12 protein-coding genes are annotated in these 12,192 nt (G+C 72.6%); 7 read left to right on the top strand and 5 right to left on the bottom strand.

From position 1 onward, the window contains the following. Positions 1-71 precede the first annotated feature (71 nt). The gene (locus tag STTU_RS15270; protein WP_078518981.1) at positions 72-560 is read left to right on the top strand and encodes an LURP-one-related/scramblase family protein; all 489 of its coding nucleotides are present in this window, start codon (positions 72-74) and stop codon (positions 558-560) included. A 6-nt stretch (positions 561-566) separates the two neighbouring features. Here STTU_RS15270 and STTU_RS15265 read toward each other — a convergent pair whose 3' ends face one another. Continuing rightward, entirely contained in the window at positions 567-953 is a 387-nt protein-coding gene (locus tag STTU_RS15265; protein ID WP_010269363.1) for a VOC family protein, read from the bottom strand. Positions 954-1,364: 411 nt separating this feature from the next. Here STTU_RS15265 and STTU_RS15260 point away from each other — a divergent pair, with 411 nt between their 5' ends. After that, positions 1,365-2,189, top strand: a complete 825-nt coding sequence (locus STTU_RS15260) for a maleylpyruvate isomerase family mycothiol-dependent enzyme (RefSeq protein ID WP_009067416.1) — start codon at positions 1,365-1,367, stop codon at positions 2,187-2,189. A 100-nt stretch (positions 2,190-2,289) separates the two neighbouring features. Here STTU_RS15260 and STTU_RS15255 read toward each other — a convergent pair whose 3' ends face one another. Together STTU_RS15255 and STTU_RS15250 are read right to left on the bottom strand one after the other, a co-directional pair. Continuing rightward, positions 2,290-3,606, bottom strand: coding sequence for an MFS transporter (locus STTU_RS15255; protein ID WP_043255285.1), 1,317 nt, complete (start codon positions 3,604-3,606; stop codon positions 2,290-2,292). After that, positions 3,603-4,286: a GntR family transcriptional regulator gene (locus STTU_RS15250; protein WP_007824363.1), complete on the bottom strand. Its 684-nt coding sequence runs from the start codon at positions 4,284-4,286 to the stop codon at positions 3,603-3,605. Before STTU_RS15250 ends, STTU_RS15255 begins: the two co-directional genes overlap by 4 nt. Before the next feature lie 143 nt (positions 4,287-4,429). Here STTU_RS15250 and STTU_RS15245 point away from each other — a divergent pair, with 143 nt between their 5' ends. Further along, positions 4,430-4,630 (top strand): CsbD family protein, encoded by a 201-nt coding sequence (locus STTU_RS15245; RefSeq protein ID WP_043255283.1) that lies wholly within the window; start codon positions 4,430-4,432, stop codon positions 4,628-4,630. Positions 4,631-4,864: 234 nt separating this feature from the next. Here STTU_RS15245 and STTU_RS15240 read toward each other — a convergent pair whose 3' ends face one another. Then, on the bottom strand, positions 4,865-5,596 hold the full coding sequence (locus STTU_RS15240) for an SDR family NAD(P)-dependent oxidoreductase (protein WP_007824361.1): 732 nt from the start codon (positions 5,594-5,596) through the stop codon (positions 4,865-4,867). Between the two features lie 239 nt (positions 5,597-5,835). Here STTU_RS15240 and STTU_RS15235 point away from each other — a divergent pair, with 239 nt between their 5' ends. Then, positions 5,836-6,939, top strand: a complete 1,104-nt coding sequence (locus STTU_RS15235; protein WP_007824351.1) for an AI-2E family transporter — start codon at positions 5,836-5,838, stop codon at positions 6,937-6,939. A 131-nt stretch (positions 6,940-7,070) separates the two neighbouring features. On the opposite strand, the gene STTU_RS15230 is transcribed toward STTU_RS15235, so the two are convergent. After that, on the bottom strand, positions 7,071-9,407 hold the full coding sequence (locus STTU_RS15230; RefSeq protein ID WP_043255281.1) for an ATP-binding SpoIIE family protein phosphatase: 2,337 nt from the start codon (positions 9,405-9,407) through the stop codon (positions 7,071-7,073). Positions 9,408-9,565: 158 nt separating this feature from the next. On the opposite strand from STTU_RS15230, the gene aspS reads away from it, so the two are divergent. The 3 genes from aspS to STTU_RS34660 all read left to right on the top strand — a co-directional run bounded on the left by aspS (position 9,566) and on the right by STTU_RS34660 (position 12,151). Then, complete coding sequence (aspS, locus tag STTU_RS15225; RefSeq protein WP_007824346.1) at positions 9,566-11,329, top strand: aspartate--tRNA ligase; 1,764 nt, start codon at positions 9,566-9,568, stop codon at positions 11,327-11,329. Between the two features lie 202 nt (positions 11,330-11,531). Beyond that, entirely contained in the window at positions 11,532-11,759 is a 228-nt protein-coding gene (locus STTU_RS34665; RefSeq protein ID WP_007824344.1) for a FitA-like ribbon-helix-helix domain-containing protein, read from the top strand. After that, positions 11,756-12,151: a type II toxin-antitoxin system VapC family toxin gene (locus STTU_RS34660; protein ID WP_043255279.1), complete on the top strand. Its 396-nt coding sequence runs from the start codon at positions 11,756-11,758 to the stop codon at positions 12,149-12,151. Before STTU_RS34665 ends, STTU_RS34660 begins: the two co-directional genes overlap by 4 nt. The last annotated feature ends 41 nt before the right edge of the window (positions 12,152-12,192 follow it).

Below are 12,192 nucleotides of genomic sequence, written 5' to 3'. Positions count from 1 at the left end.
CGCGGATGTTTCACGTGAAACATGGCCCGGCGCCTCCGCTTTCCGGCGGGAAAACGGGTAGCCGTAGGCGCATGAGATATCTCGTGCGTGAGCGGCTGTTCTCCATCGGTGACGACTACTGGATCGAGGACGAGTCCGGTCGCAAGGTCTTCCTGGTCGACGGGAAGGCGATGCGGGTCCGGCAGACCTTCGAGCTGAAGGACGAGCAGGGGCGGGTGCTCGTCGACATCCACCAGAAGCTCCTGAGCCTCATGGGGGAGATGATCATCGAGCGCGAGGGTGAGCACCTCGCCAAGGTGAAGCGCAAGCGGCTCTCGCTCCTCCGCAACCACTTCCGGGTGGAGATGGCGGACGGGACCGAGCTGGACGTGAGCGGCAAGATCCTCGACCGCGAGTTCGCGATCGAGTACGACGGCGAACTGCTCGCGCAGATCTCGCGGCGCTGGTTCACCGTGCGCGACACGTACGGGGTCCAGGTCGTACGGGAGGACGTGGACCCCGCGCTCCTCATCGCCGTGACCGTGTGCGTGATCGCGCTCGCCGAGGGCAACGACGGCTGAGGACGGTCACGGGCGCCAGCGCAGAGGGTGCCTCTCCGGCACCTCGATGACCGCGATCCGGACCCCGTCCGGATCGCGGACCCACATCTCGATGAGTCCCCACGGCTCCTCGCGGGGCTCGCGCGCGATCTCCACCCCGGCGCGGCGCAACTCCTCGTGCGCCGCCGCCGCGTCGGGGACCTGGAGCCAGATGCCGAGCGCGGACGACGGGGGTTCGGCGGAACGGCCCGAGACCTCCAGGAAGCCGTTGCCCAGGAAGTAGACGACGCCGCGCTCCTCGCCCGTGCCGAACTCCCTGTGCACGGCGAGGCCGAGCTTGCGGCCGTAGAAATCGCGGGAGCGGTCGGGGTCCGTGGGGCGCAGCAGAATCCTGCTGCTCAGTACCTGCACCATGTCCACCGAGGGTAGGGGACCGGGGCGTTGCCGGGCCGCGCGTACGGGCCCCGCGTGACGGTGCGTCCGGGGGCACGCGTGCCGGGCATATGCGTGCTCGCGAGGTGTCCCCGCGGGCGCCCGTACCGGGCATACGCGGCGCGGGGCCGTCGTGCGGCGGCGAACCGTACCACCGCGGTGTGGGGCGAGACGTCAACTCCGGCCTACCATCGTCACTCGAAAGCACTGCCAGGGCGACACCCGGCGGCGTACTGTGCTCTTCCGGGGACTCTCTCCCCCCGGCCCCCGAGCACCCGCGCACCGACCGGCGCCGCACTGCCGCCGCCGCCCTGACCGCCCGCCAGCCGTCCCTGACGACCTGATGTCCTGCCGCGGCCACCGCCGCGCCGTACCGACCGCACGAGGGGTCCCGTGAGCCTCCATCCCAGCCTTCAGACCTATGCCGACGCCTGGTCCCACTCCGTGGAAGCGATATCCGCGCTGGTGCAGCCACTCGCGGACGCGGACTGGAACCGGGCGACCCCGTGCCCCGGCTGGTCGGTGCGGGACCTGATCTCCCACGTCATCGGCATGGACTGCGAGATCCTCGGCGACCCGCGCCCGATCCACACCCTGCCGCGCGACCTCTACCACGTCCGTACCGAGCACCAGCGGTACATGGAGATGCAGGTCGACGTCCGCCGCCACCACACGGCGCCCGAGATGCTCGGCGAGCTGGAGTACACGATCATCCGCCGCAACCGCCAGCTCCGGAACGAGAACCGGGGCCCGGAGGCGACGCTGCGCGGACCGCTCGGCACCGAGCAGACCCTCGAAGTCGCCATGCGGCGGCGCGCCTTCGACGTGTGGGTGCACGAGCAGGACCTGCGCGTCGCGCTCGGGCAGCCGGGAAACCTCGACTCGCCCGGCGCCTACGTCGCGCGGGACGAGCTGCTCCAGGGGCTGCCGAAGGTCGTCGCGAAGCGGGCGGGGGCCCCGGCGAACAGCGCCGTCGTCTTCGACGTGAGCGGGCCCGTCGAGTTCCTGCGGACGGTGCGGGTCGACGCGGAGGGGCGCGGGAGCGTGGACGGGGCGCCCTCGCTCGGCCCCCTCGCCACGCTGGGTATGGAGTGGGAGACGTACTTCCGGCTGGCGTGCGGGCGGATCTCCGCGGAGCGGGCGGCGGGTGACGTCAAGTCCGAGGGGGACGAGGAACTGGTCGCGGCGATCCTGGCCCACTTCGCCGTCACCCCCTGAGCGGGGCGGGCCCTTTGGCGGGGCCCCGCCCGCACCCGGACCCGCACCCCGCCCCGCCGGGGCCGGAGGGGCCGCGTCGGGCGGGGCGGTGCCGGAAGGGCTACGCCGGTACGTGGACCGTTTCGACCCTGCTCGCCACCAGTCGCTCGCGCTCCCTGCGCAGCGCGCGGGCCCGCAGGCGGAGGATCTGGGAGATGCCCAGGGCTTCCACCGCGAAGATCGCGCAGAACGCGACGCGGTAGTTGTCGCCGGTCGCGTCGAGCAGGACGCCGATGGCCAGGAGCAGGATCATGCAGGCGCTGAAGCCGCCGATGTTGACGATCCCCGAGGCCGTGCCCTGGCGTTCGGGCGGATTGGCCGGGCGGGCGAAGTCGAAGCCGATCATCGAGGCCGGGCCGCAGGCGCCGAGCACCAGGGTCAGGACGACGAGGAGCCACATCGGGGCGTGGGGGCCCCAGCCCAGGACCAGCGCCCACATCAGGCCCGTCGCGCCCACGGTGCCGAGCACGAGCGGGATGCGGGCGCCGTGGTGGCGGGCGATGAGCTGCCCGTAGACGAGCCCCACGACGATGTTCGACAGGATGACGACCGTGAGCAGGTTTCCCGCCGTGCCGCGCGAGAGGCCCTGCTGCTCCACGAGGAACGGCATGCCCCACAGGAGCAGGAAGACCATCGCGGGGAACTGCGTCGTGAAGTGCGTCCACATCCCGAGCCTGCTGCCCGGCTCGCGCCACGTCGCGGCGATCTGCGCGCGGACGTAGGCGGCGCCGCGGTGCGCGGCGGGCAGGGGCGGCGGCTCGTGGCCCTCGGGGTGGTCCTTGAGGAAGAGCAGCGTGACGACGAGGACGACGACGCCGAGTCCCGCGCTGCCCGCGAAGGCCGCCGTCCAGCCGATGCCGTGCAGGAGCCGGGCGATGACGAGCGTCGAGACGAGGTTGCCCGCCATGCCGACGAGGCCGGCGAGCTGGCCGACGAAGGGGCCGCGCCGGGCCGGGAACCAGCGGTTGCCGAGGCGCAGCACGCTGATGAACGTCATCGCGTCGCCGCAGCCGAGCAGCGCGCGCGAGAGCAGGCCCGTCGTGTAGTCCGGCGAGAAGGCGAAGCCGAGCTGGCCGAGGGTGAAGAGGACCGCGCCGAGGCACAGCACCTTCTTCGTGCCCATGCGGTCGACCATGAGGCCGACGGGTATCTGCATCCCCGCGTAGACGAGGAGCTGGAGTATGGAGAAGGTCGAGAGCGCCGAGGCGCCGACGTGGAAGCGGTCGACCGCGTCGAGCCCGGCGACGCCGAGCGACGTGCGGAAGATGATCGCGACGAAGTAGACGGAGACGCCGACGCTCCACATCGTGACGGCCGCCCGGCCGCCGGGCGGATCGCCGGGGAGCGTGGCGCGCGCGGGCACGGACTGCGCGGTCATCGCACCTCCCCGCGGGCGAGCGTGTGGAACCAGCCGACGTGCCGGTCGACGACGGCGACGGCGGCCCCGGCGTCGCCCGCGCGCAGCGCCGCGAGGATCTCGCGGTGCTCGTGCAGGGTCTTCTGGATGCGGTCCGGGTGCGAGTACATGACCGCGACGCCCATGCGGAGCTGACGGTCGCGGAGCTGGTCGTACAGGCGCGAGAGGATGTCGTTGCCGCCGCTGCGCACGATCTCGGCGTGGAAGCAGCGGTCGCTCGCCGCGGCGCCCTCGTAGTCCCCCGCGTCGGCGAGCCGCTGGTGCTCGTCGATCAGCTCCTCCAGGCGTGTGAGGAGTACGGGCGAGGCGGGCACGGCCTTGCGCGCCGCGTGCTGCTCGACGAGGAGCCGCGTCTCGACGACGTCCTCGATCTCCTGCGCCGAGACGGGCAGGACGAGGACGCCCTTCTTCGGGTAGAGCTTGAGCAGCCCCTCGACCTCCAGGCGCAGCATCGCCTCCCGTACGGGGGTGCGCGAGACGCCGACCTCGTCGGCGACCTCGCCCTCGGTGAGGAGGGTGCCGCCGGCGTAGCTGCGGTCGAGGATGCGGTGCTTGACGTGCGTGTAGACGCGGTCCGCGGCGGGGGGCTGCTTGGGGGGCCTGGGCTCGGCGGAGGGTGCGGCCGTGGGGACGGAGGACATGCGCACAGCATAGATACAAGATGCGTACGTCCCGGGACGTGTCCGCGAAATGGACACCGGGCGGGAGGTGTGAGGCGCGAGGGGCGGGGCACGCGGTCGGTGTCAGCGATACGGCTCGCAGCCCGAAGCGAAGGAGCACGATCATGGCCGCCAAGCACGGCAAGCACGCACACCGTACGGACCAGAAGGCGACCGCCCGCGCGGAGCGCGTGAAGGGTGCCGTGAAGGAGAAGGCGGGCAAGCTCGTCGGCAACGAGCGGCTCCAGGCCGAAGGCGGCGTCGAACGCTCCCGGGGCGACATGCGGCAGGCGAAGGAGAAGGTCAAGGACGCCTTCCGCCACTGACCCCTCAGAACCTGGACCGGGGCAATCCCTGACCCGAGCGGCCCCGCGTCCACCCCAAGGACCGGGTGCCACCGGAGCCACGCCCCCCACGGGCTCCGGTGCGCACCCGCCTCCGCGACGAGACCCCTGCCCCTTCCGGGGGGCGGGGGTCTCGGTGCGTGGGGGGCGAGGAGAAGGCCGTACGGGTACGGGCCGCCGAGCCCCCGGCCCCCAGCGCCGGACTTCCCTCAGCCCCTACGCCCCCCAGCCCCCGTCCACGGCGATCTCCGCACCCGTCACGTAGGTCGCGTCCGGGCCGCAGAGGAAGGCGACCGTCGCCGCGATCTCGTGCGGGGCGGCGTAGCGGTCGAGGGCGGTGAGGGCGGCGACCGTGGGGGCCTGGGCCGAGGAGGCCGGGTTGGCGTCGGTGTCGGTGGGGCCCGGGTGGACGAGGGTCGCGGTGATGCCGCGCGGGCCCAGCTCGCGGGCGAGCCCCTTCGTCAGCCCGACGAGGGCCGTCTTGCTCATCGCGTAGAGGGCGAAGCCGGGGAAGGGGAGGCGGACGGCCGTGTTGCTGCCGATCGTGATGATCCGGCCGCCCTCCGGGAGGTGCGGGGCCGCCGCACGGGCCGCCTCGTAGGGGGCGCGGACGTTGACCGCGAGGGTCTGCTCGATCTCCGCGTCCCCGAGGTCCGCGAGCGCCCCCACGTGGAAGGCGCCCGCGTTGTTGACCAGGACGTCGAGGCCGCCGAAGGCCCGTACCGTCTCGGCCACCGCGCCCCGCACCGCCGCCGGGTCCGCGCTGTCGGCCCGCAGCGCGAGCGCGGGACCGTCGAGATCCTTCACGAGCGCGGCGGCGCGCGCCTCGTCCCGTACGTACGTGAACGCCACGCGCGCGCCCTCGGCGGACAGGCGCCGCACGACCGCCTCCCCGATGCCCCGCGAGCCGCCGGTCACCAGGGCTGCCTTTCCCTCAAGTCCGTTCATGGGAGCAATGGTTGAGGAAGCGCGCCGACCGCGCTGGCGGGAATCCGCCCTCGCGTTCGGAGCACCGCGCCGGGCCCGCTCGGACCGCTCCGGCCGACGTCCCGCACCTCTACCGGGCGACGGCCGCCGACGCGGAAGCGATCCTCCTCGTCCGTTACCCGGCCTGACCGCCCCCCTTCCGGGGCCCCGCCCGGCATGGCACCACCCGGCGCGGCCCCGCTCCGTGGTCCGCTGGGCCCATGCCCGTACCGTCGTCGTCCGCCAAGTCCCTCGCAGAGCTGCTGCCCGAGCCCATGCGCAGGCTCGGGGCCTGGTGCGTACTGCTGCTGCTCGTCACCGGCGTCGCCGCGGTCGGGATCTGGCTGTGCGTCGAGCTGAAGACCGCGGTCACGCCGATCCTGCTCGCCGTGCTCGGGACCGCGCTGCTGCGCCCGCTCTACTCGCTGCTCGTGCACCGCGCGCACGTGCAGCGCTCGCTCGCGGCCGGGATCACGTGCGCGGCCGTCGTCGCGGCGGTCGGCGGGGCCGGGTACATCGTCACGAGCGCGATCGTCGACAACGGGCAGCAGATCCTCGACTCGATCCGCAGCGGCATCGAGGACGCGGCCTCGTGGGTCGGCGCGGAGGACACCTCGCTCGACGACATCACGCACAACGCCCGGCAGTTGCTGAACAAGTTCGGCGGGACGGCGGCGACCGGCGTCATCAACGGGCTGAGCGTCGTGGGCAGTTTCGTGGCGACGGCCGTGCTCGCGCTGCTGCTGATGTTCTTCTTCCTGCGCGACGCGGGCCGCGCGCTGCGCGGGCTGCGCGAGCTCTCGCCCGGCGACAGCTCCGACCTCGTGGAGGCGATGGCGCGGCGCGCGTACCAGGCCGTCGCGGGCTTCATGCACGGCACGACGATCATCGCGCTCATCGACGCCACGTTCATCACGATCGGGCTGCTCGTGCTGGGGGTGCCGGGGGCGCTCGGGCTCGGCGCGCTCGTCTTCCTCGGCGCGTACATCCCCTACCTCGGCGCCTTCCTCTCCGGCGCCGTCGCGATCCTCGTGGCGCTCGCGGACCGGGGCTTCGTCATCGCGCTGTGGGTGCTCGGCGTCGTGCTCGCGGTGCAGGTCCTGGAGGGGCACCTGCTCCAGCCGGTCGTGCAGAGCCGCACGGTGCAGATGCACCCGGCCGTCGTCATGGTGACGATCACGGCGGGCGCCTCGCTCGCGGGCATCCTCGGGATGCTCCTCGCGGTCCCGCTCACGGCCGCCGCGTTCGGGATCTTCAGGGAGCTGCGGGAGCGGTACGGGGACGGGGGCGGGGCGAGCGCGGAGGCGTCGGGCGACACTCCGTGAACGGTTCACCGTTAAATCACATAAAACCGTCCGTAACGCTCTACGGTAGGGCCAGGGGGTCCGGGACCGCACGGGGGTCCCGGACCCCCGCCCTCAAGGCGCCCCGCCGCCCGCAACGCGCCCCCCCGCCTTCACCGCGCCCCGCCGCCCTCGTCCCCGCCCGCCCCGTCGTCCTCGTTCTCCTCCTCGCCCTCGTCCTCTTCCTCCTCTTCCTCCTCTTCCTCCCGCAGCTCGAACCAGATCGACTTCCCCTCGCCCCGGGGCGACACCCCCCAGTCGTCCGCGAGGAGTTCCATCAGCACCAGGCCCCGCCCCGAGGAGGCCAGTTCGCCCGGGTCGCGGCGGTGCGGCAGCGTGTCGTCCTCGTCCATGACCTCGACGCGCATCCGCCGGGCCCCCGGCGGGCCCGTCACGGAGGCGATGAGGAGGGCGTCGCCCTCGGTGTGCACGAGGACGTTCGTCAGCATCTCGGAGCACATCAGCACCGCCGAGTCGACCTGCTCCCGCTCCGGCCAGTCGTGCAGCAGGTCGCGCAGTTGCCGTCGCGCCCCCGCGACCCGCTCCGGCTCCGCCTGCGCGACGGAGAGGATCGCGCGGCGCCCGCGCGGGTGGCGCAGCCGGCTCGACGAGCCGATGAGCGCGCGGCGCAGGAGGACGACGGCGATGTCGTCCTCGTGGAGCGGTCGCAGCGGGCCCGTGTCCTCCTCGGCGCCCGGCCCGTGGACGGCCCCGAGCAGCGCGTCCGCGAGGCCCTCGACGTCGTCGCCTTCGTACGACTCGACCGCGCGCCGCAGCCGCTTCCAGCCGGTGTCGAGGTCGTGGCCGCCGGTCTCGATGAGGCCGTCCGTGCACATCATGATCGTCTCGCCGGGTTCGAGGACGAGCCGCGTCGTCGGGTAGTCCGCGTCCGGGTCGATGCCGAGCGGGAGGCCGCCCGCGACGGAGCGGCGCAGCATCGTGCCGTCCGCCATCCGGACCGCCGGCTCGGGGTGGCCCGCGCGGGCGATCTCCAGCGTCCCGTTCGCCGGGTCGACCTCGACGTAGAGGCACGTGGCGAAGCGCGGGTCGTCGTCCAGCTCGTCCAGGGCGTCCGCGCCCTCCACCGCCGTCGAGTCCATGCCCCGCGTCTCGCTGATGCCGTGCAGGAAGCGGGCGGCGCGGGTGAGGACCGCGTCGGCGCGGTGCCCCTCGGCCGCGTAGGCCCGTACCGCGATCCGCAGCTGTCCCATGAGCCCGGCCGCGCGCACGTCGTGGCCCTGCACGTCGCCGATGACGAGCGCGGTGCGGCCCGAGGGCAGCGGGATCATGTCGTACCAGTCGCCGCCGACCCGCAGGCCCCCGCCGGTCGGCACGTAGCGGGCCGCGAGGCTCATGCCGGGCATCGCGGGGCCGAGGCGCGGCAGCATCGAGCGCTGGAGGTCCTCGGACAGCTCGCGCTGCGAGTCGGCGATCCCGGCGCGGCTCAGCGCCTGCGCGAGCATCCGCGCGACGGTCGCGAGCACGGAGCGCTCGTCGACGGTGAAGGCGACGGGGTACGTGAACGCGGCGAGCCAGGCGCCCATCGTGCGCCCGGCGGCGACGAGCGGCAGGAAGGCCCAGGACTTGCGGTTGAACGCGGCGACGAGCGGCCACGTCGCGGGGTAGCGCTCGCGGTACTCCTTCGGCGAGGAGAGGTAGACGGCGCGTCCGGTGCGGATGACCTCGGCGGCCGGGTAGTCGGCGTCGAGGGGGATCTCGGCGAAGGGCGCGGCGGCGTCCCTGCGGTGGCCGTGGTGGCCTATGACGGTGAGGTGGTCGTTCTCCACGCCGAAGACGGCGAGGCCGTCGGGCGAGAAGCCCGGCATGGAGAGCCCGGCGGCGACGCGCAGGACCTCCGTCGTGGAGCGGGCCTCGGCGAGCGCCCGGCCCGCGTCGAGCAGGAACGCCTCGCGCGAGCGCCGCCAGTCGCCCGTGACGGGCGCCCGCGTGACGGTGCCCGGCGAGGGCTCGGTGATCTCCTGCAGGGTCCCGACGAGGATGAACCCGGGGCTGGTACGGGGCGAGCGGCCCGCGGCCGGGGCGGTCACGTCGCTGCCGAGCCACGTCGCCGAGGTGTCGGCCACGTCGTGCTCGGCCGCCGACCCGTCCTCCTCCTCCGGCGGGGCGACGGGGCGGGTGGGCCGCGAGCGGGTGCGGACGACCCGGACGACGTTGCCCTGCTCGTCCATGACCCGCAGCCGGGCCTCGCCGAGGGTCTCCTCGGCGGCGGCGAGGGTGATGACGCTCTGGATCTCGTTCCAGTCGGAGGGGTGGAACCGCGCGCGTACCGCCGCCTCCGAGAGCGTCACCGGGCGCGCGGGCAGCCCGAGCAGCCGGGCCGCCTCGGCGTCCACGGCGATGGTCCCGGCCGCGTCGTCCCACCGCCACAGGCCCGTGCGCAGCACGGAGAGAGCTTCGGAGGCGCTGGGGGCGACGTTTTCGCTACCCATTGTCTTATTTTACGAGGATTGCGGGGTGGCGGGCCACTCGGAAGCGGGCGCCGGGGGCGGCCCCGGGGCCTTGGGGCGGCGCCCCTCGGGCAGGCGGGTCGGCGGTAACCTTGACCCGAATGACGTGCCCCACCCACACCCCGAGCGACTGGATAGAGATGCACCGGTACCGGTCCCACACCTGCGGCGAGCTCCGCGCCTCCGACGTCGGCACCGACGTCCGGCTGAGCGGCTGGCTGCACAATCGGCGCGACCTCGGCGGCATCCTCTTTATCGATCTGCGCGACCACTACGGCATCACCCAGCTCGTCGCCCGCCCCGGCACCGCCGCCTTCGAGACGCTCGACAAGCTCTCCAAGGAGACCGTCCTGCGCGTCGACGGCAAGGTCGTCTCGCGCGGTGCGGAGAACGTCAACCCCGACCTGCCCACGGGCGCGGTCGAGGTCGAGGCGGGCGAGGTCGAGGTGCTCGGCGAGGCCGGGCCGCTGCCCTTCACGATCAACGCCGAGGACGGCGTCAACGAGGAGCGGCGGCTGGAGTACCGCTTCCTCGACCTGCGCCGCGAGCGCATGCACCGCAACATCATGCTGCGCACCGCCGTCATCGCGGCCGTGCGGCAGAAGATGGTCGCGCTCGGCTTCAACGAGATGGCGACGCCGATCCTCACCGCGACCTCGCCCGAGGGCGCCCGCGACTTCGTCGTCCCCTCGCGCCTGAACCCCGGCCGCTTCTACGCGCTGCCCCAGGCCCCGCAGCAGTTCAAGCAGCTCCTCATGGTCTCCGGCTTCGACCGCTACTTCCAGATCGCGCCGTGCTTCCGCGACGAGGACGCGCGCGCCGACCGCTCGCCCGGCGAGTTCTACCAGCTCGACGTGGAGATGAGCTTCGTCGAGCAGGAGGACGTCTTCCAGCCGGTCGAGAAGCTCATGACGGAGCTGTTCACCGAGTTCGGCGGGGGCCGCGAGGTCACCTCTCCGTTCCCGCGCATCCCGTTCCGCGAGTCGATGCTCAAGTACGGCAACGACAAGCCGGACCTGCGCGCCCAGCTCGAACTGCACGACATCTCGGACGTCTTCGCCTCGTCGGAGTTCAAGGCGTTCGCGGGCAAGCACGTGCGCGCGCTGCCCGTGCCCGACACCGCGAAGCAGTCCCGCAAGTTCTTCGACCAGCTCGGCGAGTACGCGGTCGAGCAGGGCGCGAAGGGCCTCGCGTGGGTCCGTGTGGGCGAGGACGGGCAGCTCGCGGGCCCGATCGCGAAGTTCCTCACGGCCGACGACGTCAAGGCGCTCACCGAGCGCCTTTCGCTGGCCCCCGGGCACGCCGTCTTCTTCGGCGCCGGTGAGTTCGACGAGGTCTCGAAGATCATGTCGGCGGTGCGCGTCGAGGCCGCGAAGCGGGCCGGGCACTTCGAGGAGGGCGTCTTCCGGTTCTGCTGGGTCGTCGACTTCCCGATGTTCGAGAAGGACGAGGAGACCGGGAAGATCGACTTCTCGCACAACCCGTTCTCGATGCCGCAGGGCGGCATGGACGCGCTGGAGCACAAGGACCCGCTGGACATCCTGGCCTGGCAGTACGACATCGTGTGCAACGGCATCGAGCTGTCCTCCGGCGCGATCCGCAACCACGAGCCCGCGATCATGCTGAAGGCGTTCGAGATCGCCGGCTACGACCGCGAGACCGTCGAGCACGAGTTCGCGGGCATGCTCCGCGCCTTCCGCCTCGGCGCCCCGCCCCACGGCGGCATCGCCCCCGGCATCGACCGCATCGTGATGCTCCTCGCCGACGAGCCGAACATCCGCGAGACGATCGCCTTCCCGCTCAACGGCAACGCCCAGGACCTGATGATGGGCGCGCCGACGGAGCTGGACGAGACGAGGCTGCGGGAGCTGAACATCCAGCTCAGGAAGCCGGTCCAGAAGTAGCGGGGGCCGGGCCCGGGGCTCCGCCCCGGGCTCCCGGCCGGGGGCTCCGCCCCCGCACCCCCCGATTCGGGGGCTCCGCCCCCGCACCCGCGCTCCTCAAACGCCGGAGGGGCTGGGTTCGGGACCTCGAGGCCGGATGTCCGAATGGACGTCCGGCCGCTTTGCGGCTGCTCCGGCGCTGATTCAGCGCTACTCTGCATGCATGGCGACTGTACAGATCCGCAACCTCGACGACGAGGCGTACGCGATACTGCGCCGGCGCGCTGCCGAGTCCGGGCGCTCGTTGCAGGAGTACCTGCGTATCGAGGTGGAAGAGCTGGCCCGGCGGCCCAGCATGGACGAGGTCCTGGACGACCTGAGCGACCACGCGGTCAGCGATGTGACCATGGACGAGATCGTCGCGATCCAGCGCGAGGGCCGGGACCGGTGATCGTTCTGGACAACTCGGTCCTGGTCTCCCTCTACTACGAGGAAGGCCCGCAGGGGAAGGCCGCCAGAGAACGTTTGCGCGGCGTGACCGAGGTCTACGCTCCCGCGCTGATCGACCTGGAGTTCGCCAATGTGACGCGCGGTCTTCTGCGCGCCGGGAAGATCACGGAGCACATGGCCGACAGGGCCGTCCGAAAGCTGCCGTCCTTTCCGATGCGCCGCGTGAAACACGAAGGGCTGCTCTTCCGCGTCTGGGAGCTGCGCCACAACTACTCGCCCTACGACGCCTCCTACGTTGCCCTCGCGGAGCAGCTCGGCGCGACGCTGCTCACCGGAGACGCGCGTCTGCAACGCGGAACGGGCAAGCGCTGTCCGGTCGAGCTGATCGGCTGACCCCGGACGCGACGCCCTCCACCCGAGCCGGTCCGCTACGC

It is taken from the genome of Streptomyces sp. Tu6071, from assembly GCF_000213055.1.
In the GTDB taxonomy this organism is placed as follows: Bacteria; Actinomycetota; Actinomycetes; order Streptomycetales; family Streptomycetaceae; genus Streptomyces; species Streptomyces evansiae.
Note: the sequence above shows the minus strand (reverse complement) of the source record. Positions and strands in the feature narration are given on the sequence as shown.

What these genes read in the sequence shown, in the direction of transcription:
- STTU_RS15270 (WP_078518981.1), top strand. Translation starts at nt 72, where the DNA reads ATGAGATATCTCGTGCGTGAGCGGCTGTTCTCCATCGGTGACGACTAC.
- STTU_RS15265 (WP_010269363.1), bottom strand. Translation starts at nt 953, where the DNA reads ATGGTGCAGGTACTGAGCAGCAGGATTCTGCTGCGCCCCACGGACCCC.
- STTU_RS15255 (WP_043255285.1), bottom strand. Translation starts at nt 3,606, where the DNA reads ATGACCGCGCAGTCCGTGCCCGCGCGCGCCACGCTCCCCGGCGATCCG.
- STTU_RS15250 (WP_007824363.1), bottom strand. Translation starts at nt 4,286, where the DNA reads ATGTCCTCCGTCCCCACGGCCGCACCCTCCGCCGAGCCCAGGCCCCCC.
- STTU_RS15245 (WP_043255283.1), top strand. Translation starts at nt 4,430, where the DNA reads ATGGCCGCCAAGCACGGCAAGCACGCACACCGTACGGACCAGAAGGCG.
- STTU_RS15240 (WP_007824361.1), bottom strand. Translation starts at nt 5,596, where the DNA reads ATGAACGGACTTGAGGGAAAGGCAGCCCTGGTGACCGGCGGCTCGCGG.
- STTU_RS15235 (WP_007824351.1), top strand. Translation starts at nt 5,836, where the DNA reads ATGCCCGTACCGTCGTCGTCCGCCAAGTCCCTCGCAGAGCTGCTGCCC.
- STTU_RS15230 (WP_043255281.1), bottom strand. Translation starts at nt 9,407, where the DNA reads ATGGGTAGCGAAAACGTCGCCCCCAGCGCCTCCGAAGCTCTCTCCGTG.
- aspS (WP_007824346.1), top strand. Translation starts at nt 9,566, where the DNA reads ATGCACCGGTACCGGTCCCACACCTGCGGCGAGCTCCGCGCCTCCGAC.
- STTU_RS34665 (WP_007824344.1), top strand. Translation starts at nt 11,532, where the DNA reads ATGGCGACTGTACAGATCCGCAACCTCGACGACGAGGCGTACGCGATA.